Annotated in this window: 23 protein-coding genes; 10 read left to right on the forward strand and 13 right to left on the reverse strand. The window is 67.9% G+C overall.

Features of this window, described 5'->3' with window-relative positions; translation table 11 throughout:
* Positions 1–9: 9 nt before the first annotated feature.
* The 3 genes from CTA01S_RS10675 to CTA01S_RS10685 form a co-directional block, all read right to left on the reverse strand.
* On the reverse strand, positions 10–1083 hold the full coding sequence (locus tag CTA01S_RS10675) for an AI-2E family transporter (RefSeq protein ID WP_062195422.1): 1074 nt from the start codon (positions 1081–1083) through the stop codon (positions 10–12).
* Positions 1084–1131: 48 nt separating this feature from the next.
* The gene (locus tag CTA01S_RS10680) at positions 1132–1770 is read right to left on the reverse strand and encodes an MBL fold metallo-hydrolase (protein ID WP_019562091.1); all 639 of its coding nucleotides are present in this window, start codon (positions 1768–1770) and stop codon (positions 1132–1134) included.
* 116 nt (positions 1771–1886) lie between these two features.
* Complete coding sequence (locus tag CTA01S_RS10685; RefSeq protein ID WP_062195424.1) at positions 1887–2819, reverse strand: porin; 933 nt, start codon at positions 2817–2819, stop codon at positions 1887–1889.
* Positions 2820–3206: 387 nt separating this feature from the next.
* Here CTA01S_RS10685 and alaC point away from each other — a divergent pair, with 387 nt between their 5' ends.
* Genes alaC through CTA01S_RS10700 form a run of 3 tightly spaced genes read left to right on the forward strand, consistent with a single transcriptional unit; the run spans position 3207 to position 6672 of the window.
* Entirely contained in the window at positions 3207–4415 is a 1209-nt protein-coding gene (gene alaC, locus CTA01S_RS10690; protein ID WP_062195427.1) for an alanine transaminase, read from the forward strand.
* Positions 4412–5527 (forward strand): tetratricopeptide repeat protein, encoded by a 1116-nt coding sequence (locus CTA01S_RS10695; RefSeq protein WP_062195430.1) that lies wholly within the window; start codon positions 4412–4414, stop codon positions 5525–5527. The genes alaC and CTA01S_RS10695 overlap by 4 nt, the downstream gene beginning before the upstream one ends.
* The gene (locus tag CTA01S_RS10700) at positions 5524–6672 is read left to right on the forward strand and encodes an adenine nucleotide alpha hydrolase family protein (RefSeq protein ID WP_157451351.1); all 1149 of its coding nucleotides are present in this window, start codon (positions 5524–5526) and stop codon (positions 6670–6672) included. The genes CTA01S_RS10695 and CTA01S_RS10700 overlap by 4 nt, the downstream gene beginning before the upstream one ends.
* A 15-nt stretch (positions 6673–6687) precedes the next feature.
* On the opposite strand, the gene CTA01S_RS10705 is transcribed toward CTA01S_RS10700, so the two are convergent.
* Positions 6688–7665, reverse strand: a complete 978-nt coding sequence (locus CTA01S_RS10705) for a polysaccharide pyruvyl transferase family protein (RefSeq protein WP_062195439.1) — start codon at positions 7663–7665, stop codon at positions 6688–6690.
* Complete coding sequence (locus CTA01S_RS10710) at positions 7662–8408, reverse strand: UPF0149 family protein (RefSeq protein WP_062195442.1); 747 nt, start codon at positions 8406–8408, stop codon at positions 7662–7664. Before CTA01S_RS10710 ends, CTA01S_RS10705 begins: the two co-directional genes overlap by 4 nt.
* 101 nt (positions 8409–8509) lie before the next feature.
* Between CTA01S_RS10710 and CTA01S_RS10715 the strand changes: the two genes are divergently transcribed.
* Together CTA01S_RS10715 and CTA01S_RS10720 are read left to right on the forward strand one after the other, a co-directional pair.
* Positions 8510–9160 carry a response regulator transcription factor gene (locus CTA01S_RS10715; protein ID WP_019560513.1) on the forward strand — a complete coding sequence of 217 codons (651 nt, stop codon included), beginning with the start codon at positions 8510–8512 and terminating at the stop codon, positions 9158–9160.
* A 3-nt stretch (positions 9161–9163) separates the two neighbouring features.
* Entirely contained in the window at positions 9164–11080 is a 1917-nt protein-coding gene (locus CTA01S_RS10720; protein ID WP_157451353.1) for a sensor histidine kinase, read from the forward strand.
* A gap of 37 nt (positions 11081–11117) precedes the next feature.
* Here CTA01S_RS10720 and CTA01S_RS10725 read toward each other — a convergent pair whose 3' ends face one another.
* On the reverse strand, positions 11118–11738 hold the full coding sequence (locus CTA01S_RS10725; protein WP_062195444.1) for a glutathione S-transferase family protein: 621 nt from the start codon (positions 11736–11738) through the stop codon (positions 11118–11120).
* Between the two features lie 206 nt (positions 11739–11944).
* Between CTA01S_RS10725 and purB the strand changes: the two genes are divergently transcribed.
* Entirely contained in the window at positions 11945–13312 is a 1368-nt protein-coding gene (gene purB, locus CTA01S_RS10730; RefSeq protein ID WP_019560510.1) for an adenylosuccinate lyase, read from the forward strand.
* Between the two features lie 9 nt (positions 13313–13321).
* Here purB and CTA01S_RS10735 read toward each other — a convergent pair whose 3' ends face one another.
* Positions 13322–14503 carry an MFS transporter gene (locus CTA01S_RS10735; RefSeq protein ID WP_232301047.1) on the reverse strand — a complete coding sequence of 394 codons (1182 nt, stop codon included), beginning with the start codon at positions 14501–14503 and terminating at the stop codon, positions 13322–13324.
* 3 nt (positions 14504–14506) lie between these two features.
* Positions 14507–15202 carry a FadR/GntR family transcriptional regulator gene (locus CTA01S_RS10740; protein ID WP_232301048.1) on the reverse strand — a complete coding sequence of 232 codons (696 nt, stop codon included), beginning with the start codon at positions 15200–15202 and terminating at the stop codon, positions 14507–14509.
* A gap of 194 nt (positions 15203–15396) precedes the next feature.
* Here CTA01S_RS10740 and CTA01S_RS10745 point away from each other — a divergent pair, with 194 nt between their 5' ends.
* Together CTA01S_RS10745 and pyrF are read left to right on the forward strand one after the other, a co-directional pair.
* Positions 15397–16428, forward strand: coding sequence for a TRAP transporter substrate-binding protein (locus CTA01S_RS10745; RefSeq protein ID WP_062195445.1), 1032 nt, complete (start codon positions 15397–15399; stop codon positions 16426–16428).
* Between the two features lie 21 nt (positions 16429–16449).
* Entirely contained in the window at positions 16450–17289 is an 840-nt protein-coding gene (gene pyrF, locus CTA01S_RS10750) for an orotidine-5'-phosphate decarboxylase (RefSeq protein WP_062195447.1), read from the forward strand.
* On the opposite strand, the gene CTA01S_RS10755 is transcribed toward pyrF, so the two are convergent.
* Complete coding sequence (locus CTA01S_RS10755) at positions 17270–19600, reverse strand: xanthine dehydrogenase family protein molybdopterin-binding subunit (protein WP_062195450.1); 2331 nt, start codon at positions 19598–19600, stop codon at positions 17270–17272. The two genes, pyrF and CTA01S_RS10755, sit on opposite strands and share 20 nt — an antisense overlap.
* The gene (locus CTA01S_RS10760; RefSeq protein ID WP_019560505.1) at positions 19597–20100 is read right to left on the reverse strand and encodes a (2Fe-2S)-binding protein; all 504 of its coding nucleotides are present in this window, start codon (positions 20098–20100) and stop codon (positions 19597–19599) included. The genes CTA01S_RS10755 and CTA01S_RS10760 overlap by 4 nt, the downstream gene beginning before the upstream one ends.
* A gap of 143 nt (positions 20101–20243) precedes the next feature.
* Between CTA01S_RS10760 and CTA01S_RS10765 the strand changes: the two genes are divergently transcribed.
* A complete protein-coding gene (locus CTA01S_RS10765; RefSeq protein ID WP_062195452.1) occupies positions 20244–21248 on the forward strand; it encodes a porin in 1005 nt (334 codons plus the stop codon).
* 25 nt (positions 21249–21273) lie between these two features.
* On the opposite strand, the gene CTA01S_RS10770 is transcribed toward CTA01S_RS10765, so the two are convergent.
* The 3 genes from CTA01S_RS10770 to CTA01S_RS10780 form a co-directional block, all read right to left on the reverse strand.
* On the reverse strand, positions 21274–22044 hold the full coding sequence (locus CTA01S_RS10770) for a class II glutamine amidotransferase (RefSeq protein ID WP_019560503.1): 771 nt from the start codon (positions 22042–22044) through the stop codon (positions 21274–21276).
* 86 nt (positions 22045–22130) lie between these two features.
* Positions 22131–24314 carry a malate synthase G gene (locus tag CTA01S_RS10775; protein ID WP_062195454.1) on the reverse strand — a complete coding sequence of 728 codons (2184 nt, stop codon included), beginning with the start codon at positions 24312–24314 and terminating at the stop codon, positions 22131–22133.
* A gap of 48 nt (positions 24315–24362) precedes the next feature.
* A complete protein-coding gene (locus CTA01S_RS10780; RefSeq protein WP_062195457.1) occupies positions 24363–25100 on the reverse strand; it encodes a haloacid dehalogenase type II in 738 nt (245 codons plus the stop codon).
* 106 nt (positions 25101–25206) lie between these two features.
* Between CTA01S_RS10780 and CTA01S_RS10785 the strand changes: the two genes are divergently transcribed.
* Positions 25207–26142 carry a LysR family transcriptional regulator gene (locus CTA01S_RS10785; protein ID WP_019560500.1) on the forward strand — a complete coding sequence of 312 codons (936 nt, stop codon included), beginning with the start codon at positions 25207–25209 and terminating at the stop codon, positions 26140–26142.

The following is a 26142-nucleotide window of genomic DNA, read 5'->3' on the forward strand; positions in this document are numbered from 1 at the left end:
CGGGCGTGCTCAGTCCTTGCCGTCGGCCCGGTCGGTGTGGCTGGCGCGCGCGGCGAACAAGTCCCAACTGGCCACGAACAGCGCGGCGATCAGCGGCCCGATCACAAAGCCGTTGATGCCAAACAGCGACATGCCGCCCAAGGTGGAGATCAGCACCAGGTAGTCGGGCAGCTTGGTGTCCTTGCCGACCAGGATGGGGCGCAGCAGGTTGTCGACCAGGCCGATGACGAACACGCCGAAAGCGATCAGGATCAATGCCTTGAAGAACGCGCCAGTGGCCAAGAAGTAGATCGCCACGGGGCCCCAAATCAAGCCCGCGCCCACGGCGGGCAAGAGGGACAAAAACGCCATCAAGGTGGCCCACAGCACCGGGCCTTGGATGCCCAGGACCCAAAAGATCAGCCCGCCCAGCGCGCCTTGCGTGAGGGCCACCACCACATTGCCTTTGACCGTGGCGCGGATGACGGTGGCGAACTTGGCCAGCAAATCGCGTTTGTGGGCTTCGTCCAAGGGCAAGGCCTGGCGGATGCGCATCGACAGCGCCTGGCCGTCGCGCAGCAGGAAGAACAGCAGGTACAGCATGATGCCCAGGCTGACGACGAAGTGCGCCGTGTTCTGTCCGACCGTCAGGGCTTGGCCGGCGATGAATTGGCTGATCTGTGTGGCAGCCGAAGCCAGCTGCGCGCGCACCGCGGCCACGTTGCCCAGGCCGAGGCGGTCCAGGCCCTCGGCCACCCACGGCGGCAGCACGTCGATCACGTGCTGCAGGTACAGGCCGAAATTGAGCTCGCCGCTGCGCAACCGGTTCACCAGCACGGCGGCCTCTCGCACCAGCGAAGCGGTGATCAAGGCCACCGGCAGGATCACGATCAACAGGCACAGCGCCAGGGTGGACAGCGCGGCCAGGTTGGGCCGAGACGGCATGCGCTGCAACAGCCGCCGGTGCAGCGGCATGAACAGCAAGGCCAGGATGGCGCCCCAGAACACGGCGCCGTAGAACGGCCACAGGATGGCCAGGAACGCCAGGCTGACGCCAAGCAGCAGGGCCAAGAAGATCTTGCGGTGCAGTTCAGCGGTGTTCATCGGCAGGACGCCTTGCGTGGCAGCGGTGCCTGCGATTTTGCGTCACCCTCAGGTGCCACCCACGAAAGGATTGGTGCGCCGCTCCTGCCCGAAACTGCTTTCGGGCCCGTGGCCGGGGATGAAGACCACGTCGTCGCCCATGGGCCACAGGCGTTGGGTGATGGCCTCGATGAGTGTGCGGTAGTCTCCGCCGGGAAAGTCGGTGCGGCCGATGCTGCCGGCAAAGAGCACGTCGCCGACGAAGGCACGCCGTGCCTGCGGCGAAAAGAACACCACATGGCCCGGCGTGTGGCCTGGGCAGTGACGCACCTGCAGCGTGCAGTGGCCGAGGGTCACGGTGTCGCCGTCGTGCAGCCAGCGCGTGGGGGTGAAGCGCTCACTGGGCGGAAAGCCGAACATGGCGCTTTGCTGAGGCAGCGCATCGATCCAGAACTGATCGCCCTCGTGCGGGCCGATGATGGGCAGTCCGTCTTCACGCGCGAGCTGGGCGGCCGCGCCGGCGTGGTCGATGTGGGCATGGGTGAGCCAGATCTGCTCCAAGCTCACGCCCAAGCGCTCGACCTCGGCGCGCAAGCGCGGCAGTTCGCCGCCGGGGTCGATGATGGCGGCGCGTTGGGTGTCGTCGCACCAGACGATGGAGCAGTTTTGCTGAAAAGGCGTGACGGGGACGGTGTGATATCGCAGCATGGAGCGAACCATAGCCGAAAGCCGGCCCGCATGAAAAAAGGGGGCCCTGTGCCCAGGGACCCCCGAAATCTCGCGGGGGGCTTTCCCCCCAGGAGATAGTTGCAAGCGGAGCGGGATCAGAAGTTGTGCTTCAGGCCGAAGTCCACGCCGGTCTTGTGATTGGTTGCTTCGCGGTCGTGGGCCACGTCGGCATACACCGTGGTGCGCTTGGACAGGGCGTAGTGGTAACCCACGGCGAACTTGGTGGACACATCGCTGTCCGGATCGACTGTCTCGAGCTTGCCGTAGGCCAGCTTGAGCTCGCCGGCGCCCAGCGGGGCGGTGGCGCCCAGCAGGTAGCTGCGGTGCTTGTCCGCAGCGCCCAGGCCTTCGGGCTTGCCCTGGCCATAAGCACCGATCAGGCGGAAGGCGCCGAAGTCGTAGCCGGCGGTCACCAGGTGCCAGGTGTCGTCATCCACGCCCGACTTGTCGAAGCCGTAGGCCAGCGACAGCGGGCCGGCGCCGTAGGTCAGGTTCAGGCCGTAGAAAGCCTTGTTGTCGTTGCCTGCCACTTCATCGACCGTGATTTGCACTTGGCCACGCAAACCGCCGAAGTCCGGCGAGGTGTAGGTGATGGAGTTGTTCTGACGGGTGGGCAGGATGTCGCCAAACAGGATGGGCTCCATCTTGCCCACGGTGTCGCCGCCGAACGGATCGGCCCGGTTGGCGATGTTGCGCGCCGGGGTGTACTCACGGCCGAGCACGACCTGGCCGAAGCCGCCTTCCAAGCCCACCACCGAGCGGCCAGCCCAGAAGGTGCTGTTGGCAGCGCCGTCGTCGGCGGTAAAGCGGTGCTCGATGTTGAACAGGGCCTTCAGGCCGCCGCCCAGGTCTTCGACGCCGCGCACGCCCAGGCGGCTGCCCGAGCCTTGCTCCAGACGGGTGGTGTCATCACCGATGTCACGCTTCAGTCCCAGGTCCACACGGCCGTACAGGGTGACGCTGGATTGGGCTTGTGCCGCAGCAGCCAGGCTGCCGAGCACGGCCAACGCGATGAGCGATTTCTTCATGTCTACGAACCTCATCAAAGGGTTGACGTTCCGGGAGTCATCGACCCCCGGGCTGTCGCGGGGGAAGCGACGGGCCGGACGAAGTGAATCAAATCCAGGGTTAACCACTAGGTAAAAACCCCGGAGTCAAGCCCGGGTTTGTCAAGAAAGCGACAGCGGTGTGCGGCCTGGCGTGCAGCGTGGCCGATCGGGCGAATGGCCAGGATTGATCGGGGTTGTCGGGCCGCTGGGGGTGTCGTGCAGGGGGCGCTCGGGGCGATCATTTCGATTGGCGCAATAGTGCATTGCAGGTGCAGCCCGACGCGGTGCTACGATGCGACCCAGCCGCGCATCGGGCGCGGTCACGTCGCTCGGACGGTTCCGGGCGCTCACGTTGAAAGTCTTCTCATGACCAGCCTGCCAGGTCAGCGCCGCTTCGCGCGCATCGACCGCCTGCCTCCCTACGTCTTCAACATCACGGCCGAGCTCAAGCTGGCCGCCCGCCGCCGCGGCGAGGACATCATCGACATGAGCATGGGCAACCCCGATGGGGCCACGCCGGCGCACATCGTGGCCAAGCTGGCCGAGGTGGCCCAGCGGCCCGACACGCATGGCTACTCGTCTTCCAAGGGCATTCCTCGCTTGCGCCGCGCCATTGCGCATTGGTACCAGGGCCGCTATGGCGTGGAGGTCGACCCGGAGCGCGAGGCCATCGTCACCATCGGCTCCAAGGAGGGGCTGGCTCACCTGATGCTGGCCACGCTGGACCGTGGCGACACCGTGCTCGTGCCCGACCCGAGCTACCCCATCCACATCTACGGCGCGGTGATCGCCGGCGCCGACATCCGCTCGGTGCCGCTGGTGCCGGGCGTGGACTTCTTTGCCGAGCTGGAACGCGCCATCCGCGGCAGCTACCCCAAGCCCAAGATGATGGTGCTGGGTTTTCCGAGCAACCCCACGGCCCACTGCGTGGAGCTGGATTTCTTCGAGCGCGTGATCGCGCTGGCCAAGAAGCACGACATGCTCGTGGTGCATGACCTGGCCTATGCCGACATCGTTTTCGACGGCTGGAAGGCGCCGTCCATCTTGCAGGTTCGCGGCGCCAAGGACGTGGCGGTGGAGTTCTTCACGCTGAGCAAGAGCTACAACATGGCCGGCTGGCGTGTGGGCTTCATGGTGGGCAATGCCGACCTGGTGGCCGCGCTGGCGCGCATCAAGAGCTACCACGACTATGGCAGCTTCACGCCGGTGCAGGTGGCCGCCATTGCCGCCTTGGAAGGCGACCAGCAGTGCGTCAAAGACATCGCGGCCCAATACCAGCGCCGCCGCGACGTGCTGGTCAAGGGCCTGCGTGAAGCCGGCTGGGCGGTGGACACCCCCAAGGCCTCGATGTACATCTGGGCGCGCATTCCCGAGCCCTATCGGGCCTTGGGCTCGCTGGAGTTTTCCAAACAGCTGCTGGCGCGCGCCAAGGTCTGCGTCTCGCCGGGCATCGGTTTTGGCGACCATGGCGACGACCATGTGCGCTTTGCCCTCATCGAAAACGAAGCGCGCATCCGCCAGGCGGTGCGCGGCATCAAGGCCATGTTCAAGGCCGATGGATTGAGCGCGACATGAGCGACGTGTTCGAACGCGCCAAGGCGCTGTTCTTCGACGGGCTGGCCCATCTGGAGGCCGGCCGGCTGGTCCAGGCCGAACAGGCTTTCAGCGACTCGCTGGCGCTCGTGCCGGGCCGCGCCTCCACGTTGAGCAATCTGGGCGTGGTGCGCCGCCGGCTGGGTCGGCTGGAGGCGGCCTTGCAATGCTTCGACCAGCTGGTGCGTGTGCAGCCCGAAGCCGCCGAATCCTGGCTGTGCCGCGCCGAGGTGCTGCTGCAGCTGGACCGCCATGACGAGGCGCTGGCCGATTATGAGCGCTGCCTGGCCATCGACCCCCACCAGGCGCTGGCCTGGAGCCGGCGCGGCAGTCTCTTGCGCTTGGCCGGACAGCTGGAGGAGGCGGCCGATGCGTTCGAGCGCGCGGTGCGCCTGGGTGATGACTCCGAGACCACGCGCTTCTTCCTGGCCGCGGTGGCGGCCCGCTCGGCCCCGCCGCCGGCGGCGCCCACCGGCTATGTGCAAAGCCTGTTCGACGACTATGCCGAAGACTTCGACCAGCATCTGGTCGAAGTGCTGCACTATGACGTGCCGCAGCGTCTGCTCGCCCCCTTGGCCGGGCAGCGCTTCGGCCAAGCGCTGGACCTGGGGTGCGGCACTGGCCTGTGCGCGCCGCGCCTGGCGGCGCTGGCCGGCGCGGTCGATGCGGTGGATCTGTCCGAACGCATGGTGGCCAAGGCGCGCGAGCGCGGCCTGTACCGCGAGCTGACCCAGGCCGACTTGGTGAGCCATTTGCAGACCACCGAGCGCCGCTACGACCTCGTCGTGGCGGCCGATGTCTTCATCTACATCGGCGACCTCGCCGGCGTGTTCGCTGGCGTGCGGCGCGTGCTCGAGCCTGGAGGCGTGTTCGCCTTTTCCGCCGAGCAAGGCGACGAGACACGCGACTTCACGCTGCGTCCCAGCCTCACCTATGGCCATGCCTCGGGCTACGTGAAGCGGCTGGCCGCCCAGCACGGCTTCGAGGTGACCGACCTGCAGCCGCAGGCCTTGCGCGAAGATCAGCGCCAGCCGGTGCCGGGCTGGCTGGTGTGGCTGCGGCGACATTCCTCCCCGGGGCAGCGCTGCGCATGATCGAACTTGTGCCAGTCCGACGGGCTCGCATGGAGGTGCGGCTTCAGGCCGCGGCGTCTGGAGAGAATTCCGCCCACGTGGTCGAGGTGCATCACTCTACGCATGTGCGGCAGATGTGGTGGCGCTTCGATACGGCCGGGCGACCCTTGCTTGCACCGCACACGGCCAACTTCGCCGCTGTGGCGGCTCTTCCCTGGGCCATGGCGCACGCCGCCGACCTGCATGTGCGCGGGGTGCTGGACAGGACTTTCCTCGAGAACCTGGAAGATCTGGTCGATGTGTGGGTGCGCTGGCGGCCAGACCTCTTCCAACGGATCCGCATTGATGCGGACGACGTGGCCGAAGGCCGGCCGAGCGGGTCGAATGAAGCGGTGCTGATGTTCTCCGGCGGCGTCGATGCCACGTTTGCCCTGGCAGCCCATATGGAAGGCCTGCTGGGCCATCGCAGTCGTCCGGTTTCGGCAGGGCTGCTCGTCCAGGGCTTCGACGTACCCCTGCACGATGACGGTTGGTGGTCCATCGCACGTCACCACGCGCAGCGCCTGCTGGCGGCGTTTGGGGTCCCGTTGTGGACTTGCACCACCAACTGGCGCGAGTTCAGCGTCGACTGGGAAATGAGCTTTGGCATGGGCATCGCGGCGGTGCTGCATCAATGCGAGGCATCGATAGGGCTTGGCCTTTGGGCTGCAGACGAGAGCTATGACCACGAGATCATCCCCTGGGGCAGCAACAGCATCGTCGCCCCGCTGTTGGGCTCGCCGAGCCTGCCGGTGCGCGCGGAGGGCGGGGGCTACGATCGCGACGAGAAGATTGGCTATCTCGCGCACCATGAGGCGGTGCGCCGACACCTCAGGGTGTGCTGGCGCCGGCCGCCCAACGGCCTGAACTGCGGTCGCTGCGAGAAGTGCGTGCGGACCCTGGTGAGTTTGTGGGCGGCAGGCTACGAGCGCTGCGAGGCCTTCGAGATGCCCTTGACGGCCTTGACCGCCGCCCGGATTCGCATTGGCAATCAGGTGCAGCACGACCTGTTGGCCAACGCCCTGTCCCGCCATGCCAGCCGCCTGCCGCGTAGCGTGGTCATTGCGCTGCGGTACCACCTTGCGCGCTTCCGCCTGCTCAAGAAGATCTCGATGGGTCGCCTGTAGCGCTGCCAGCCCGTCTCATGAGCCAAAGGGCGGTGGCTCTTCCAGCAGCTCGATGTGCGGCGCCAGTTCGGGATAGGCACGGACGACGGCAAAGTTCTTGCCGTAGACGTTGTCCTTGAGGATGGCGCGCCGTCCCATCAGCTGTGCCCCGATGGCCACGTGAAGACGATCGGTGCGAACCTCCTTGGCACGTGCGATCACCGACAAAAAGCGGCCCGCGACACACTCGACTTCAAGGCGATCCAGGAAGTCGGATCGGTACAGTGTGGATAGGTCATGATGAACCATCCCGCGCGCCGTGCGCGCTTCTTCGTCGCTGCGCCACACGGTCAGCAGGCCCTGCGCGTCGGGATGCAAGGCGGCCGATCCGGCGTGCCAGCGCAGCTGGCGACCCAGACGGTGGATCCATGCCCAGTGCAACAGGGCCTTGATGCGTTGTGCCACCCCGCGGGGCTGGCGCGCCAGAAGGGCCGAGGGGGACAGTCCCTGCGCAAGGTCGGGCGCCTGGTACGCGCGGGCCCGGGGTGCCGCCTGACGCACGTGCACGACGCTCGGGGCATCGCGGCAGTACAGATGGAAACGTTCATCAAGCCGGCCCAGCAAGGCTTCATGTCCTCGCACCGTGTGGGGCAGCAGCACTGTTTCGCGAACCCCGATGGTCAGGCAGGCCTCGAGTATGCGCGCCATGTCGCTATAGAGCGGGACGAGATTGCCTCCACCGCCCAGCAGCACCACATCGCCCTCGCGAATGTCCTGCCGTCGGCCAATGCGCACCGGCAACGCGAGCGCGTCGAACAATTGCCAGGTGGCCGCAGCAATCAGCGCATCACCGGCATTGCCCGGGTTCGGAATGTACAGACACGGACGCTCCAGAGTGCTCAGTCGCTGCAAGTGCTCGACCAGGTGGCACCAGGGTGCAGCTGTCAAGAACAGCGGCGCAGTTCCCGGCGTCGTCAAGGGCGCCGTCGGCGATTCGACCCGAGCAGTGTTCACTTGGCCGCTCCTCCGTGGCACTTCTTGTACTTCTTGCCGCTGCCGCAAGGACAGGGGGCGTTGCGGCCCGGCTGCGCAGGCTTGCGCACCGTGGCCACCGGTTGGCGTGAGGCGCGCTCGCGCCAGAAGTCACGCAGGTCATAGACGGCCCACAAGGCGTCGGCCAGGCGCTCGTCGGGGCTCATCGCGCGGGCCTCGGGGGGCATGTCGGCCTCGTCGCTGGCCAGGATCTCGAACAGCTGCAGGCAGCCATCGACGAATTCGTTGCCCGGGTCGTCGGCCGGCAGCAGCCAATCGTCCTCGAAGGCGTCCACGCATTGCAAAAAGCCGCCGGCCCACACCGCCCCCAGGCGCGGCCAGTCTTGCGGGGTGCCGCGTTCGGCCTCGGGCGTGTGCTCGCGCACGGCATCCCAGTCGGTCAACAGCGGGCTCAAGGCGCGTTCGTCGTCCAGGCGCTGCACCGGGGCATCGACCGCGCGCAGCACCTCGGCAGCGCGCCGACGCACCAGAGCAAGAAACTCCTCACGCTGGGCTTCATCGGCAAAGGGCGGCTGCGGTCCCAGCAGCGCGGGCAACGCGTCGTCCAGAGGCCTGCGCTGCGGTCCGCAGGCCAGCGCGGTGAGGAAGCCGTCGAGCTGCTCCAGATCGGGCACGGCCTCGTCGTGCTCGGCCAGTGCGTTGAGCAGGTGTTCCAGCCGGTCGAGCTCGGCTTCGGTCAAAGGAGCGGGGGCAGTGGTGGGCATGGCCGAATTGTCGCAGCTGTGGCCCCCCAAGTGCGGGGCTGCCGCGGGCGCGCCCCCTTCAGTACCATCCCGTGACACTGCCCTTGCGATTTCGACCCCCCGTGCTCACCGTCTACCTGGTCGAGGATGACCCTTTGCTTGCGCGGCATGTGCTCGAGGCCCTTGCCCAGGCCGAAGGCATCGATTGCGTCGGTCACGCCGACCGCCTGTCGGTGGCCCGCGAGGAGCTGCCGCGACGTTGCCCGCACGTGCTGCTGTCCGATCTGGGCTTGCCCGATGGAGACGGCACCGAGCTGATCCGCGAGATCAGCCAGTCGGCCGGCCCGTGGCGCCCGCACATCCTGGTGTATTCGGTGTTTGGCGACGAGGCCAAGGTGATCCATGCGATCGAATCGGGTGCCGATGGTTACTTCCTCAAAGGCTGTTCCGACCGCGATCTGATCCATGCCGTGCGCCGCGCGGCCGACGGCGAGTCGCCGATTTCGCCGGCGATCGCCCGCTACTTGCTCAAGCGCTTCGGTCACGCCGAGCCCACGCCCTCGGGCTTCGATGGCGCGGCAGCACCGCCGTCGGATGAATTGCAGCTGACCGCGCCGGAGCATGCCGTGTTGCGGCTGGTGGCGCAGGGCTATTTGGCCGAGGAAGTGGGTGAGCGCTTGATGATGTCGGCGCACACGGTGGCCACCCTCGTGCGTGCCGTCTATGCCAAGCTGCAGGTGGGACAACGCACGGCCTTGGGCCTGGCCGGTTGATCCATGACGGTTCGACTGCGCCGCGCGGCTCGCGGTGGGTTGCCATGGGTGCTGATCCTGGCCGCGATGCTGCTGGGTCTGGCCCGTGGGGCCGCACCGGCTTCGGTCCACCGGCTCATTCATGCCGAGCTGACCGATCACACCCAACCCGCGCAGCCTCCCCGACCGGTGACCTTGCCCGATGCCTGGGAGCATTCCGCGCCGCGCCGCGACGGCCGCGTAAGCTATCGCCTGGCCGTGCCGTCGGCGGCCTTGGCTGGCGATCAGCCGGCAGTTTTCCTGCGACGGGTGGGCAATGTCTTTCGCGTGACCTTCAACGGGGAGTTGGTGCTGTCGGTGGGCGAGGACCGGCGGCCCGTGTCCAACTACGGCCAGGAGCCCCATCTGCTTCGACTGCCGCCCCACCTGGTGCGCCCCCAAGACAACGAACTCGTGATCGACGTGATCGGCCAGCCGCGCCGAGAGGCCGGCCTGTCCAGCGTCCGGGTGGGGCCGGCGACGGCGTTGGAGCCGATGTACGAGTGGGCCATGGACTGGCAGGTGCGCGGATCGTGGGTCCTCAGCAGCACCAGCGCGACGCTGGGCGTCTTGGCCTTGTTGCTGGCGTGGCGCACGCGGCAGGCGGTGTACGCCTGGTTCGGTCTGGGCAATTTGATCTGGGCATGGCGTGTCATCGCCTTGCATGTGCACGATCCGGGCGCTTGGGCGGGGCTGTTGCACTGGGCCTTCGAGCTGTCGTATTCCTTGTTCGTCGCCTGCATGGGCTTGTTCTTGCTGAGACTGGGGCAAAGCGATGGGCCCTGGGCGCGGCGCGGCTTCGCGCTGTTCGTGGCGGTGGCCGCCGGGCTGTCTTTGGCCAATGCGGCCTTGAACCTGCCGCTGCTGCGCACGATCCAGCTCTTGCTGACCCTGGTGGTGACGCTTTGGACCGCGGTGATCTTGGCGCGTTTGGCTCTCCAGCGGCGCACTTACCCCACCTGGCTGATGCTGGCGGCCGTGGTCATCGGGGCCTTCTGCGGGGCGCGCGATTGGATCGTGTTTCGGTTGTGGCAAGACTACGAGGCTTACACCTGGACACGCTATGCCGTCTTGGCCTTGATCCTGGTGATGGTGTGGCATCTGGTCGAAGACTATGCACGCAGCCTGTCGGCGCAGCGAGAACTCAACCGGCACTTGCAAGCCGCGCTGCAGGCCAAGCAGGAGGAGCTCGAGCGCATCTACCAAGAGCGCCGCGAATCGGACCGTCAGCAAGCCGTGATGGCCGAACGCGACCGGCTGTTGCGCGACATGCACGACGGCTTGGGGGGCCGGCTGGTCAGTGCCATCGCGCTGGCGCGCCAGCTGCCGGCGCCGCCCGACGCTGACGCGACCCTGCGGGACTTGCGCATGGCCCTGGACGATTGCCTGACCGAATTGCGTTTGACGCTGGATTCCCTAGAGGCCGAGCAGCACAGCTTGGGCGAGGCCTTGGCGGAGATGCGTTTCCGCTTGGAGCCCTCGTTGCGCGCTGCCGGCATCCGATTGGTGTGGGACGTGCAAGACCAGGCCATGGAGGCCCACCTGCCGGCCGGCCACACCTTGCAGGTGCTGCGCATCGTGCGCGAGGCGTTCACCAATGTCATCAAGCATGCCCAGGCCACGGTGGTGTGGTTGACCCTGACGCGCCAGGGCGAGCAGCTGCGTCTGACCGTGCTCGACAACGGCCTCAGCCAACGCGCCGAGGGCCAGTCGCCCAGCCTCTTGAGTTTGCAAGGCGGCAAGCGGGGCATGGCCAACATGCAGCAGCGAGCCGCCCTGCTCGGTGGTCATCTGGAGGTGGGGCCCCATCCGAACGGCTGGCAGGTGGACTTGCGTTTCCCGCTGCCTGGGGCCGCCGAGGCGGCCCAGTCGTCGCGGCCCAGCCTGTCGGGGGCGGCCTGAGAACCGCGCTGGGGGTGCGGCCCCGCGGCGCACGCGTTCAGGATGTCGGCGGGGCGGTGTCGATGAAGCTCTGGCGCTGGGCCAGCTTGTCGTACAGACGCGCGAGGTTGGGGTAAGGCTCTCGCCAGTCGATGTGGGGGAAGCGGAACTCGAGATAGCCCAGGGCCACACCGGTGGCGATGTCGGCCAGGGAGAAATGGTTGCCGCTGCACCAGGCCTTCTCACCCAAGCCCAGGCTCATGGCTTTCAAGGCGGCGTGGACTTTGGCCAGATGGCGATCGATCCAGGCTTGACTGCGTTGCGCCTCGGTGCGGCCGGGCCAGGTTTGCTCCAACCGCACCGCGATGCTGGCGTCGAGCAAGCCGTCGGCCAGCGCTTCCCAGGTGCGTACCTCCACCCGCTCGCGGCCCGAGGCCGGGATCAAGCGGCCCACGGGGGACAGCGTGTCCACGTATTCGACGATGACGCGCGAATCGAACACGGCCTCACCGCCTTCCATCACCAGGCAAGGCACCTTGCCCAGAGGGTTGGAGGCCGAGATACGGGTGTCGGCCGACCAGACGTCTTCCAGTTCCAGGCGATAGTCGAGCTTTTTTTCGGCCATCACGATGCGCACTTTGCGCACGTAGGGGCTGGTCAGCGATCCGATCAGTTTCATAGGGGGGCTTGTCAGACGTGTTTGGCAAGCGATTCTAGCGAGCGCGCCTGGAGGGCGTGGGCTGACGCGCCCCCTCGAACAGGGAGGCGCTGGGCCGCTTCGCAAGACCCCTGGGCGCAAGGCCGGCGAGCGCTGCGGCCGCAGCCCGTGCACGCGGCGCCTAAAATCAAGGGTTTGCCTCGACCTGCCTCTTCGGCCTGCCTGCCATGGACCTCTTTGCCCTGACTGCCCTGTCGCCGCTCGATGGCCGCTATGCCGCCAAGGTCGCCGCGCTGCGGCCGCTGCTCAGCGAGTTCGGCCTGATGCACCGCCGCGTGCAGGTCGAAGTCGAGTGGTTCATCGCGCTGTCGGACGCGGGCTGGGCCGAGTTCAAGCCGTTGAGCGATGCGGCCCGCGCCTACCTGCGAGCCCTGGTCAGCGGCTTTTCGGTGGCCGATGCCCAGGCCATCAAAGACATCGAAAAGACCACCAATCACGATGTGAAGGCGGTCGAGTACTGGCTCAAGTCGCGCTTCGAAGGCCATCCCGAGCTGCAAGCCGCCAGCGAATTCGTGCATTTCGCCTGCACCAGCGAAGACATCAACAACACCAGTCATGCGCTGATGTTGCAGGCCGCCCGGCAGCAGGTGCTGTTGCCGGCGCTCGACGGGGTCATCGCCAGCTTGCGCGAGCTGGCCCATGGCTTGGCCGACGTGCCCATGCTCAGCCGCACCCACGGCCAGACGGCCAGCCCCACCACGGTGGGCAAGGAGGTGGCCAACGTGGTGGCGCGCCTGCGCGCTGCGCGCGAGCGCATCGCCCAGGTCAAGCTCTTGGCCAAGATGAACGGGGCGGTGGGCAACTACAACGCGCACTTGGCGGCCTATCCAGAGCACGATTGGGAGGCTTTCAGCCGCCAGGTGGTCGAGCAGCGCCTCGGGCTGGTGTTCAACCCCTACACCATCCAGATCGAGCCGCACGACTACATGGCCGAGCTCTTCGATGCCGTGGCGCGGGCCAACACCATCTTGATCGACTGGTCGCGCGATGTGTGGGGCTACATCAGCTTGGGGTACTTCAAGCAGAAGACCCGCGCAGGCGAAATCGGCTCGTCGACCATGCCGCACAAGGTCAATCCGATCGACTTCGAGAATGCCGAAGGCAACTTCGGCTTGGCCAATGCGGTGCTCACGCACCTGAGCCAGAAGCTGCCCATCAGCCGCTGGCAGCGCGACCTGACCGATTCGACCGTGCTGCGCAACATGGGCGTGGCCCTGGGCTATGCGGTGCTGGGCTACGACGCGCTGACGCGCGGCCTGGGCAAGCTGGAGGTCCACCGCGAGGCTTTGGCAGCCGACCTCGAGGCCGCCTGGGAAGTGCTGGCCGAGCCGATCCAGACGGTGATGCGTCGCTACGGCCTGCCCCAGCCCTACGAGCGGCTCAAGGAACTCACTCGCGGCAAGACCATCACGCGCGAGGCCATCCAGCAGTTCATCCAGACGCTGGAGTTGCCGCAGGCCGAAAAAGACCGGCTGCTGGCGATGACGCCGGCGAACTACACCGGCTTGGCCGAGGCGTTGGCCCGACGCATCTGAGGCGCGGGCTCAGCGGGCGCTGACCCAGCGGTGCTGGGCGGCGAACCATCCGGCTGCGGCCGCGCCCAGCGTGATGGCCGTGAACAGCGGTCCGGCGGCCGACCAATCGCCCAGCAGGTCGTGGCTGAAGCCCAGGGCCAAGGGGCCCAGCGAGGCCAGGCCGTAGCCCACGCCCTGGGACATGCCCGACAGCCTGGCCGCCGTGGGGGCATCGGGCGAGCGCAGCACGATGAGCAGCAGCGCCACGCTGAACTGCCCGCCCTGCCCCAGGCCCTGGAGCACGGCCCACAGCCACAGGCCGTCCAGCGGGCCGGCCACACAGCCCCACCAGCCGGCCAGCGCCAGCCCCAGCATCAGCAGCAGCGTGGGGCGCTGATCGGTGCCCCAACGCATGGCCAGCCAGGGCCCGGTGAAGGCGGTCAGCAGTTGCACCAGCACCGACACCGAGACCACCAGGCCCGCGTGCAGGGGCTCCACGCCGCGGGCGCTCAGGAGGGGGGCCAGCCAGCCGAACACACAATAGGCCAGGGCCGATTGCAGCCCCATGTACAGCGTGACGGCCCAGGCCAGCCGGTCGCCCCACAGCGGCGCGCCCGGCGGTGCCGGGGCGGCACCGGCCGGCTGGCGCACCTGAGGCCACCACAGCGCCGCGGCAATCAGCGCGAGCACGGCCCAGGCGGCCAGCGCGGCGCGCCAGCTGCCGCCAAAGGCCTGCATGAGCGGCACCGTCGCCCCGGCGGCCAGGGCCGCCCCCAGACACAGTGCCATGGTGTACAGCCCCATCATGGGGCCGATGTGCTGCGGGAAATCGCGTTTGATCAGGCTGGGCAACAGCACGCCGATGATGCCGATGGAGGCCCCGGCCAGCAAAGCGCCGAGGAACAGCCCGCCGGCGCCCAGCACGGCCCGCAAGGCCGTGCCGGCGGCCAGCACCAGCAGCACGACGAAGACGGTGCGCTCACTGCCCCAGCGGCCAGCCAGGCGAGGAGCCAGCGGCGCGAACAGACCCAGGCACAGCACGGGCAACGTGGTCAGCAGGCCCGCGGCGGTGGCCGACAGGCCCAGGCTGGCCTGAATCCAGGCCAGCACCGGCGAGACGCTGGACAGCGCCGGGCGCAGATTGAGGCTGACGAGCACGAGCCCGGCGATCAGCAGGCCCAGGGACGCGGCGGGACGGGTCGGTGCGGACAAGGCTCAGCGTTGCGTGGATGGGGGCGGCGCAGGCGGCAGCGGGTCGAGCGCGTCGAGAATGGGCTGCAGCAGTTCGCGAGCAGCGCGGGCCGCGCCTTCGGGGTCGCGCTGGGCGACGGCTTCGGCCACGGCCACATGGGCGGCGTAATCGGGCTCGGGCAGATCGGGCCGAGACATCATGCCCTTGAGCGTGGCCCGCACGGCACGCGAGAAGAAGCCATAGAGCTTGGCCAGGGCCGGGTTGTGCGCGGCATCGACGATGGCCCGGTGGAAGGCCAGGTCATGCTCGATGAAGACCTCGCGGCGGCGCCGGTCGGGGCGTTCGCCGCGCAATGCCAGGGCCGCGAAGATGCGCTCCAAGTCCTCGGGGGTGCGGCGCTGAGCGGCCAGCCGGGCGGCTTCCACCTCCAGCATCGCGCGCACTTCCAGATGCTCGCGCAAGGACGCGCCGCTCAGGCCATGCGCCATGTCGGTGGTGTCCACCGCCGAGCGCACATAGGTGCCGTCGCCTTGGCGCACTTCCAGCAACCCGCTGTAGGCCAGCACCCGCACCGCTTCGCGCACGGTGTTGCGGCTCATGCCCAACTCGGCGGCCAGCTCCGGCTCGATCGGGATGCGTTCGCCCACGCGCCAGACGCCGCGTTCGAGCCGTTGGCGCATCGCATCAACGGCCACGTCCACGAGGGAGCGTCGAGGCAAGGTGGGCGTATCCACGGCAGGCGCAGGCAAAATCGTCGGATGATTGTAGGCCGCTGCGAGTCCCTTTGCAGCAGCCTGGCGCGGGCGCTGGTCGCACCGATGTGGCCGGTTCTCCCGGTTTGTCCCAGTGTGGCCGCCGGGGCCGCTGCCTAGGATGAAGGCTTCCCTTTCATTCCTCTCGACGGAGACGCCCCATGAAACGAGCGATACGTTGGGGCCTGAGCGCGCTGGCCTGGATGGTCGCGCTCGGCGCCTCGGCCCAGGAAGTGACGCTGAAGTTCCACCACATCTGGAACACCCAGGCCATGGCCTCGCAGCGCGTGATCACGCCGTGGTGCGACAAGATCGCGGCGGATTCGAACAACCGCTTGAAGTGCCAGATCTTCCCGGCCATGTCCCTGGGCGGCACGCCGCCGCAACTGGTGGACCAGGTGCGCGATGGCGTGGCAGATTTGATCATCACCCTGCCGGGCTATACCGCCGGGCGTTTTCCGATGATGGAGGTGTTCGAGCTGCCGTTCATGACGCGTTCGGCCGAGTCCGGCGCGCAAGCGGCCTGGGACTATCTGCAAAAGCATGCGCTGAAGGAATTCCCCGGCACCAAGATTCTGGCCGTGTGGGTGCATGACCAGGGCTATGTGCACACCCGCGAGCGACCGGTGCGCACGCTGGCCGACTTCAAGGGCCTGAAGATGCGCGCGCCCACGCGGCAGACCAACAAGCTGCTGAGCAAGCTGGGCGCCACGCCGGTGGGCATGCCGCTGCCGGCCATTCCCGAAGCGGTGAGCAAGGGCGTGATCGATGGCTTCTTGCTGCCTTGGGAAGTGATGCCCTCGTTGCGCCTGCACGAGATGGTGAAGTTCCACTCCGAGACCGATGCGGCCAAGCCGGCGCTGTATTCGGCGGTGTTCATCTTCGGCATGAACCAGGCGAAATACGACAGCCTGAGCCCCGAGCTGAAGGCCGTGATCGATCGCAACAGCGGCTTGGCACTGTCCAAGCAGATTGGTCAGATCTGGGACGACAGCAAGGCCGCCGGGCGCAAGGCCGCCGTCGATCGGGGCAACACGTTCTATACCGTGCCGGCCAGCGAGCTGGACCACTGGATCGCGGCCTCGGCCTCTCTGTATGACGAATGGGTGGCCGACATGGACAAGCGCGGCGCCAATGGCAAGGCGCTGCTGCAAGACGCGCGCGACCTGCTGGCCAAGTACGGCGGCAAGTAGGGCGCTTCTACAATCGGGGGCATGTCTTTCATCGATCAGCTCCACGCGGCCGAACGCCTCAACGACTCGCTCTTGTGCGTGGGGCTGGACCCCGATGTGGCCAAGTTCCCCGCGCCCTGGCGCGGCCAGCCCTCGCGCATCTTTGATTTCTGCGCGGCCATCGTCGAGGCCACGCGCGATCTGGTGATCGCCTACAAGCCGCAGATCGCCTACTTCGCCGCACACCGCGCCGAAGACCAGCTCGAGCGGCTGATGGCCCACATCCGCCAAGTGGCCCCGCAGGTGCCGGTGATCCTGGATGCCAAGCGGGGCGACATCGGCTCCACGGCCGAACAATACGCCCGTGAAGCCTTTGAGCGCTATGGGGCCGATGCGGTCACGCTGTCGCCCTTCATGGGCTTCGATTCCATCGAGCCATATTTGCGCTACCCGGACAAGGGGGCGATCTTGCTGTGCCGCACCTCCAATGCCGGCGGGGCGGACTTGCAAAACCAGCGCCTGGCCGAGCTGGAGGGGCAGCCGCGGCTGTACGAGCATGTGGCCCGTTTGGCCCAGGGGCCGTGGAATCGCACGGGCCAGCTCGGCTTGGTGGTGGGGGCCACTTATCCGGCGGAGATCGCGCGCGTGCGCGAGTTGGCGCCCACCGTGCCCTTGCTGATTCCCGGCGTGGGCGCCCAAGGGGGCGATGCCACGGCCACCGTGAAAGCCGGCTATCGCGAGAGCGAGGGCCGCATCACGGGCTTGGTGGTGGTCAACGTCGGCCGCAGCGTGCTGTACGCCAGCAGCGGCCCGGACTTCGCCAGTGCCGCCCGGCGCGCGGCACTGGCCCTGCGCAGCGAGCTCAACGCGGCGCGGCGCTGAGCGCCTCGGGCGCCTGGGCCAGCAGAGGCAAGCGCCGCACCCGCTGGCCGGTCAATGCAAACCAGGCGTTGAGCAGCGCTGGCGCCGCCGGCGGCGTGCCGGGTTCGCCCACGCCGGCCGGTGGCCGGTGGCTGGGCACGATGTGGGTTTCGATCACGGGGGTTTCGGCCAGCGACAGCAGTCGAGCCGTGTCGAAGTTCTTCTGCAGCACCTCGCCGCCGCGGATGTCCACCCGCCCATACAGCGCGGCGCTCAGCCCGAAGATCACCCCGCCTTCCATTTGCTGGGCCACGATGCCGGGGTGCACCACGGTGCCGCAATCGATCGCGCAGACCACGCGGTGCACGCGCGGGCGGCCGGCTTCCTGCGAGATTTCCATCACTTCGGCGACGATGGAGCCGAAGCTTTCGTGCAGGGCCAGGCCACGGGCGCGGCCGGCCGGCAGCGGGCGGTCCCACTGGGCCTTGTCGGCGGCCAGCTTGAGCACCTCCGCATGGCGCGGATGCCGTGCCAGCAGGCTCAGACGAAAGGCCAGCGGGTCTTGGCCGGCGGCATGGGCCAGCTCATCGATGAAGCACTCGGTGAAAAACGCGTGGTGCGAATGGCCCACCGAGCGCCAGTAGCCGATCGGCACGCCGCTGCGCGTGGCTCGATGAGCGATACGCTGGTGCGGCACTTCGTAGGGCAGGTCAAAGAAGCCTTCGGCCGCGGTTTTGTCCGGCGCGTCCCAGCGCGTGGCCCAGGCCGGACGCTGCCGTGCGATCCAGCGCGGCGTGATCGCATCGCCGGCCACCGTCATGCGCAGGGCCTGCGGGCGACCGCTCGCATCCAGTGCCGCCCGCATCACGGCCACGCCGGCCGGGCGGTAGAAGTCGTGGCTGAAGTCCTCCTCACGCGGCCACACCAGCTGCACCGGGCGGCCGCCCGTCTCCATCGCGATGCGGACCGCCTGGGCGATGTAGTCCGTCTCCAAGCGCCGCCCGAAGCCGCCCCCCAGCAAGGTCAGGTGCAGCTCCACCGCCTCCGGCGCTACCCCGGCCACGCGCGCGGCCACTTCGCGGGCGAACGTGGGCACTTGGGTGGGCGCCCACAGCGTGACGCGGCCGTCGCGCACCTGGGCGGTGCAGTTCATCGGCTCCATCGTGGCATGGGCCAGATAGGGCGCGTGATAGACGACTTCGAGCAGGCGCGCGGCCGCCGCTTCGGCCGCATCCACATCGCCGCGCCGATGGAAGGGCAGCCCGCCGGCGGTGTCCTGGGCCTGGCGGGCGGCCTGCTCCAGGTCGGCCTCGATGCGCTGCGTGTCCAGCAGGCCCACGGCCGGGTCGTGTGGCGGGGGATGCCATTGCACGTCCAGCGTGCGCGCGGCCTGCATCGCATGCCAGGTGCTGCGCGCCACCACGGCCACCGCCGCCGTCGAGCCGGCCAGCGCAGGCAAGCGCACCACGCGCAGCACGCCTGGGCGGCGCAGCGCGGCATCCACATCCACCCGGCCCGGGCTGCCACCGAGCATCGGGCAGTGGCGCACCACCGCGAACAACACGCCCTCGGGTCGGACATCCAGGCCAAACACCGCCGAGCCGTTCACTTTGGCCGGCACATCGGTGCGCAGCGGCTGGCGGCCGATCAAGCGCCATTGTTCGCGCGGCTTGAGGCGGATGTTGCGGGCGCTGACGGTCAGGGCCGCGGCCTGGCGCGCGAACTCGCCGAAGTGTGCGCGCTGGCCCGAGGGATGTTCGATGATGCCGTCGGCGATGCGCAGCTCATCGACGGGCAGCCGCCATTGCAGGGCTGCTGCGCCCAGCAGCTGCGCACGCGCGGTGGCCGCCGCCAGCGGCAGCACCTCCCAGGCATCGGCAATGCTGGAGGAGCCGCCGGTGACATTGATGCCCAGCTCGCGCGCCAGCTTGGCCACGAACCAGCGGCCGGCGCGCACCAGGCGTGTTTCTTGGCCGGGTTCGCGCTCGTCAGGGTGGAAGGGCAAGGCCCCGAGGAACATCGCCACATTGCCGTACAGCGACTCCGGACCGGCTTGCTCCAGCCGCAGGCGTTCCAGGCCGATGTCGAGCTGTTCGGCCACCAGCATCGGCAAGGCGGTGTGCACGCCCTGGCCCATCTCGATGCGGTGCATGGCCAGCACCACCTGGCCGCCTGGGGTGATCTTGATCCAGCCGTTGAGCTGGATGTCGCGCTCGTCGGCGCCGAGGGCGCCACGCCGGCCGAGACGGTCCCGCACCGGCCAAGCGCCCCAGCCCACCACCAAGGCGCCACCGACGGCCGCTGCGCTGAGCAGGAAGTGTCGGCGCTTCATGCGGATTTCACCTTCAGCGGTTGGCGCGGCGTGCGGGCCGGACGCATTTGCACCGCCGCGGTGCGGATGGCCTCGCGCACGCGCGGATAGGTGCCGCAGCGGCACAAATTGCTGATGGCCGCATCGATTTGCGCTTCGGTGGGCTCGGGCGTGCGGTCCAGCAGCGCGGCGGCGGCCATCAACATGCCGCTTTGGCAATAGCCGCATTGCGGCACCTGGTGGGCGATCCACGCGGCTTGCAGCGGGTGCGGGGCCTGCGGCGTGCCCAAACCTTCGATGGTCTGGATCGCACGCCCGGCCACCGACGCCAGCGGCGTGACGCAGGAGCGCACCGCCTGGCCGTCCAAGCGCACGGTGCAGGCCCCGCAGGCGGCGATGCCGCAGCCGTATTTGGTGCCGGTCAGGTGCAGCACGTCGCGCAGCACCCACAACAGGGGCATCGAGGGATCGACCGCCTCGTCGGGCACCTCGTGCGGGCGGCCATTGATGAGCAGTTGCATGGCTGGGCAATCCGTATTCAAAAGTGTATACACATGTGTGGACGCCTCATGTGCACCAGCTTGAACTCCATCGTGGTGCAGGTACGGCTTTTGCATGAAGGCGGTCCGTCCGAACTTCGACGACCCACTGGAGAGTTTCCATCATGACATTGCATATCCGTCACATCGTGCGCACCTGCGGCCTGGCGCTGCTCGGTCTTGGGTGGGCCGGGGCAGCGCTGGCGCAGTCCTCGTCGGTGCAGTTGTATGGCCTGCTGGATCTGGCCATCGGTTCTTATCAAACCAGCGGTGGCCAACGGCTCGGCCGGATCGAATCGGGCGGCATGACCACCAGCTACATCGGGTTCAGCGGCAAGGAGGATTTGGGCGGCGGGCTGGCCGCCACGTTCACGCTGGATCACTTTCTGCGTGCCGACACGGGCGAGGCTGCGCGCTTCGGTGGCGATACGTTTTGGGCGCGCAATGCTCACGTGGGCGTCAGTGGGGGCTTCGGCAGTGTCTACCTGGGGCGTCGTGCCACGCCGATGTTCGTGGCCACTTTGCTGTTCAACCCGTTTGGCGACTCTTTCGGCTTTTCGCCGGCGATTCGCAGCTATTACGGCGCCACCGGCGTGCTGGCGGGCGACTCCGGCTGGAACGATGCGATCAGTTATGCCTCGCCGCGCCTCCTGGGCGCCGCCACGGTGAACCTGCAATATGCGCTGAAGGAATCGGGCAACGGCGCCAATGTCGGAGCCAATGTGCTGTACTTCGGCGGGCCGCTGGCCGTGGCCGTGGCGGCCCAGCAGGTCAAGAAGGGCCTGACCGTTGGCAAAGAAACGGCGTATCAGCTGGGGGCCAGCTACACGGTGGGGGCGGCCAAGCTGTTCGCTCAGTACGGGCGGATCGAGGAGCGCACCGCGCTCGATCTGGACGACGACATCTACCAGCTCGGCCTGTCCTACCGGGTCGGTGCCGGCTCGCTGTTGGCGTCCTGGGGCGTGCGCCAGACCACCGGGGATGCCCCGTCCAAGCGCCGCATGGCCAGCCTGGGCTATGACCATTTCCTGTCCAAGCGCACCGATGTCTACGCGGTGTACATGGTGGACAAACTCCGCGCCACCGAGGCCGGCCACACCGTGGCTGTGGGGCTGCGCCATCGGTTCTGAGCGGTCGTGCATGACGCCGCGCGCCTCATGCATGGGGGCGGTCCCGCAAGGGCTGCCCATCGACGAAGGCGATCAGCTCGCCTGCGGCCAGCGGCGTCCAGGTCTCGTCGCGGGTGAGCGGCTCGGTGACGATCACGGCCACCCGGTCCTGCGGCGAGGCCAGCTCGGCGAAGTTCACGCGCAGGTCCTCGTCTTGCAGCGTGGCCGCGCCAAAGGGGTGCTCGCGCACCAGGTAATGCAAGCGCGTGGAGCAATGCGCCCATAGCGCGCAGCCGTTGCTCAGCATGAAGTTGAAGGTGCCGTGCCGCGCCACCTGCGGCACCAGCTCGGCCAGCGTGTCGGTGAGCTGCTGGGGCGTGGGCACCATCGCATGGTTTTTGGCCAGTTCCTGCATCAGCCAACAGAAGGCGGCTTCGCTGTCGGTGTCGCCCACCGGCCGAAAGGCGGCATGGAGATTGGGCGCAAAGCCGGGCAGGTCGCCGTTGTGGGCAAACACCCAGTACCGCCCCCACAGCTCGCGCACGAAGGGATGGCAGTTTTCCAACTTCACGGCGCCCTGGGTGGCTTTGCGGATGTGGGCGATGACGTTGGTGCTGCGGATCGGGTAGCGCCGGATCAGCTCGGCCACCGGCGAGTGCAGGGCCGATTGGGCATCGACGAACAGCCGGGTGCCTTTGCCTTCGAAGAAGGCGATGCCGAAGCCGTCGGCATGCTCGTGCGAGCGTGAGGCAAAGCCGGTGAAGCTGAACACGATGTCGGTGGGGGTGTTGCAGTTCATGCCCAGCAGCTGGCACATGCGTGTGGACCTTTCCCTGGATGCACAGCCCCGATTGTGCGCATGCCGGCGCCGATTGCGGCAGCGGCATGCGCGACTGGCCGGCGTCAGCCGCCGGCCTTCACCTTCAGGCGCCAGGCGTGCAGCAGCGGCTCGGTGTAGCCATTGGGCTGCGCCACGCCTTGGAACACCAGGTCTTGCGCGGCCTGGAAGGCGGCGCCTTCAGGGTGGGCCACCAGGCTCTTGTAGGCTGGGTCGCCGGCGTTTTGACGATCGACCACCGCGGCCATGCGCTTGAAGGTCTCGCGCACCTGGGCTTCGGTCACGACGCCATGCAACAACCAGTTGGCGATGTGCTGGCTGGAGATGCGTAGCGTCGCACGGTCTTCCATCAGGCCCACGTTGTGGATGTCGGGCACCTTGGAGCAGCCCACGCCTTGGTCGATCCAGCGCACCACGTAGCCGAGGATGCCCTGCACGTTGTTGTCCAGCTCCTGCTGCTTGTCGGCGGCCGACCAGTTCGGGTTGGGCGCCACCGGCACCTGGAGCAAGTCGTTCAGGAGGGCGTCGCGCTCGGCGTCGGCATCGATTTTCTCCAGCTCGCGCTGCACCGCGGCCACGTCCACCTGGTGGTAGTGCAGCGCATGCAGCGTGGCCGCCGTGGGCGAGGGCACCCAGGCGGTGTTGGCGCCGGCCTTGGGATGGGCGATTTTTTGCTCGAGCATCGCGGCCATCAGGTCGGGCATGGCCCACATGCCCTTGCCGATCTGGGCGCGCCCGCGCAGGCCGCACTTGAGGCCCACCAGCACGTTGTTGCGCTCGTAAGCGGCAATCCACTTGGTGGTTTTCATGTCGCCCTTGCGCAGCATCGGGCCGGCACGCATCGCGCTGTGGATTTCGTCGCCGGTGCGGTCCAAAAAGCCGGTGTTGATGAAGGCCACGCGGCTGGCGGCCGCGGCGATGCAGGCCTTCAGGTTCACACTGGTGCGGCGCTCTTCGTCCATGATGCCCAGCTTGACGGTGCTGTCGGGCAAGCCCAGCATCTGCTCGACACGGCCGAACAGCTCGTTGGCAAAGGCCACCTCGGCCGGGCCGTGCATCTTGGGCTTGACGATGTAGACGCTGCCGGTGCGCGAGTTGCGCAGGCCACTTTGGCGCTTCAAGTCCACCAGCGCGATGGTGGTGGTGATCACCGCGTCCATGATCCCTTCGGGGATCTCCTTGCCGCCGTCGTACAGGATGGCCGGGTTGGTCATCAGGTGGCCCACATTGCGCACGAACAGCAGCGAGCGGCCGTGCAGCACCACGGGCTGGCCGTCCGGGCCGGTGTATTCACGGTCGGGGTTCAAGCGGCGAGTGAAGGTCTTGCCGCCTTTGGTGACTTCTTCGGTCAGGGTGCCTTGCAAGATGCCCAGCCAATTGCGGTAGCCGGCGACTTTGTCGGCGGCATCCACGGCGGCCACCGAGTCTTCCAAGTCCAGGATGGTCGACAGCGCGGCCTCCAGCACCACGTCGGCCACGCCAGCCGGATCGGTGCTGCCGATGGGGTGGCTGCGGTCGATGCGGATCTCCACATGCAGACCGTGGTGGCGCAGCAGCACGGCCGAGGGGGCCGCGGGCTCGCCCTGGTAGCCGACGAACTGCGACGGCTCCTGCAAGCCGGTGCTGGCGCCGCCGCGCAGTTGCACGCGCAGCTGGCCGCCGTCGATCGCGTAGCCCGTGGCGTCTTTGTGCGAGCCCTGGGCCAGCGGGGCGGCCTGGTCGAGGAAGTTGCGCGCAAAGGCGATCACCTTGGCGCCGCGCACCGGGTTGTAGCCCGGGCCCTTCTCGGCCCCGCCGGTCTCGGGGATGGCGTCCGTGCCGTACAAGGCGTCATACAGCGAGCCCCAGCGCGCATTGGCGGCATTGAGCGCGTAACGGGCGTTCAGAATCGGCACCACCAGCTGCGGGCCGGCTTGCAGGGCCAGCTCGGCGTCCACGTTGGCCGTGGTGGCTTGCACCTGCGCCGGCTGCGGCAGCAGGTAGCCGATGCGCTCCAGAAAGGCTCGGTACGCCGGCATGTCGGTGATCGGGCCGGGATGGGCGGCATGCCAGGCATCGAGCTCGGCTTGCAAGCGGTCGCGCTCGGCCAGCAGCGCGGCATTCTTCGGCGCCAGGTCGTGCACGATCGCATCGAAGCCGGCCCAGAAGCTGCGGCTGTCCACGCCGGTGGCCGGCAGCACCTGGTCTTCGATGAAGCGGTACAGCTCGGTGGCGACTTGCAGTCGATGGACGGTGGTGCGTGAGCTCATGGGTGGGGTCCTCGGATGAAATGGAGAAAAAACGAATCCGCTCGGGGGTCAAGGACGGGCCGCACGCGTGGCTGAGGCGTCGATCAGAGCCAGCAGTTCGCGCAGGTGGCGTCCCTCGTGGTGAGGGGCGGTGCCCAGCTCCTCCGGCGGGGCGCCGCTGCGGTTGAGCCAGAAGGTGGTGTAGCCGAACCAGGTCGCGCCCACGGCATCCCAGCCATTGCTCGAGACGAACAAGACCTGGCGGGGCGCCAATGTGGGCTGGCGGCGGCGCAGGACCTCCAAGCCCAGCGCATAGACGCGCGGATCGGGCTTGAAGCAGCGCACCGGTTCGACGCTGATGACATGGTCCAGGACCTCGGACAGGCCGGCGCTTTTGACCGCCACCTCCAGCATCGCCGGGTCGCCATTGCTCAGGATGCCCGTGGGCAGCCCCCGCTGGCGCAAGGCGTGCAGCGTCTCGCGGTTTTCAGGGAAGGCGCTGAGGTGGCGGTATTGGTTCATCAGCCGCTGCTCGTGCTCGGGCGTCAGCGCCAGGCCCAGGCGCGCACAGGCATGGCGCAGCCCGTCGCGCGTGAGCTCCCAAAAGGGTCGGTAGCGCGAGCCGCCGGGGTCGGCCATGCTCACCAAGCGGGTGTATTCGATTTGCTTGTCGCGCCACAGCGCGGCCAGGGCCTCGCCGCGGCCTGGAAAAAGTTGCTCGGCGGCCAGCGCCACGCTGTAGACATCGAACAGCGTGCCGTAGGCATCGAAGAGCACGGCTTGGACGGTCAGGGGGGAGGAGGCCATGGCGCACACTGTATTCAAACCGCGCCCAATGATTAATCCCTGAGAAATCGCTTGATCTTTGACTTTTTGCAGCGTAGTCTGGCGCGTGATTTGTGACGAATCCGTCATGGATAAGCTCAAACAGATCGAATCTTTTGTCCAAGTGGCCACCAAAGGCAGCCTGACGGCGGCTGCCAACCTCGAAGGCGTGGCGCCGGCGGTGATCGGGCGGCGCATCGATGCGCTGGAGGCTCGCTTGGGCGTGAAGCTGCTGGTGCGCACGACCCGGCGCATCAGTCTCACGCACGAGGGCAGTGCGTTTCTGGAGGATTGCCAGCGCCTGCTCACCGATTTGGCCAATGCCGAAGCCAGCGTGTCGGCCGGCGGCGTCAAAGCCAGTGGTCATTTGCGCGTGACCGCGCCGGCAGGCTTCGGGCGGCGCCATGTGGCGCCGCTGGTGCCGCGCTTTCTGCAGCTGCATCCCGAGGTTTCGCTGTCGCTGAACCTGTCGGACCGGGTGGTGGACATCGTCAACGAAGGCTTCGACTGTGCGGTGCGCGTGGGCGACTTGCCCGACTCCAGCCTGGTGAGCCTGCGCCTGGCCGACAACCGCCGCCTGTGCGTGGCCTCTCCGGCCTATCTGGAGCGCCGCGGGCGCCCGCAGCATCCCTCCGAGCTGAGCCAGCACGACTGCCTCACCCTCAGTTCGGATGCCAGCCAGACGCGGGGCTGGGCCTTCACCGTGGACGGGGCGATCGTGCATGTGCGCCCGCCGTCGCGCGTGGACTGCTCCGACGGGCAGGTGTTGCATGAATGGTGCTTGGCCGGCTTGGGATTGGCCTGGCGCTCGACCTGGGAGGTCGAAGGCGACATCGCCGCTGGCCGCCTGGTCAGCGTGCTCGACGATTTCGCCGCCCCGCCCAATGGCATTTATGCCGTCTTCGCGCAGCGCAAGCACTTGCCGTTGCGCGTGCGGCTGTGGATCGACTATCTCAAGCACACCTACGGGGATGCGGCCTATTGGCGCACGCCCGCGGCTGCGCCGACCGCTGGGGGGCGCTGA

It is taken from the genome of Caldimonas taiwanensis NBRC 104434 (assembly GCF_001592165.1).
GTDB lineage: Bacteria > Pseudomonadota > Gammaproteobacteria > Burkholderiales > Burkholderiaceae_C > Caldimonas > Caldimonas manganoxidans.